The following is a 626-nucleotide window of genomic DNA, read 5'->3' on the forward strand; positions in this document are numbered from 1 at the left end:
TTGTACAAGAAAACCCCCAGTTCGACTGGGGGTTCAGGAAAGCTTATAGCTATGAGTAAAAATCCCTTGACCTTCATGATAAAATGGTAGCCGGTCTGCCAACCGCTACAAAGAGATCAAGGAGGACAAGGGAATGGATAAGAGCAGTCTAGCACATACACGATGGAACTGCAAATACCATATTGTATTTGCACCGAAATATCGTAGGCAAGTCATTTATGGAAAACTAAAAAGAGAAGTTGGAAAAATCATACGGGAGTTGTGTGAACGAAAAGGTGTAGAGATTCTGGAAGCAGAGGCATGTACGGATCATATCCATATGCTGGTGAGTATTCCCCCAAAGCTGAGCGTGTCGGAGTTTATGGGATATCTAAAAGGAAAAAGCTCATTGATGATATTCGATAAATTTGCAAATTTGAAGTATCGATATGGGAATCGACAGTTTTGGTGCAGAGGATACTACGTGGACACGGTAGGGCGAAACAAGAAAGTGATCGCCGAATACATTCGCAATCAGCTGGCAGAGGATAAGAATTACGAACAACTCACAATGAAAGAACTGTTCGACCCGTTTACGGGTGAGTCGGTAGGAAAGGGCAAATAAAAAAGCCCCTTTGAGGGGCAAG

General features: G+C 43.0%; 1 protein-coding gene. It reads left to right on the plus strand.

Annotated elements, in window-relative coordinates:
* Positions 1-133: 133 nt before the first annotated feature.
* Positions 134-604, plus strand: a complete 471-nt coding sequence (gene tnpA / locus LQ229_RS27010; protein WP_216539147.1) for an IS200/IS605 family transposase — start codon at positions 134-136, stop codon at positions 602-604.
* Positions 605-626: the final 22 nt, after the last annotated feature.

It is taken from the genome of Paenibacillus sp. CECT 9249 (assembly GCF_918697855.1).
In the GTDB taxonomy this organism is placed as follows: Bacteria; Bacillota; Bacilli; order Paenibacillales; family Paenibacillaceae; genus MSJ-34.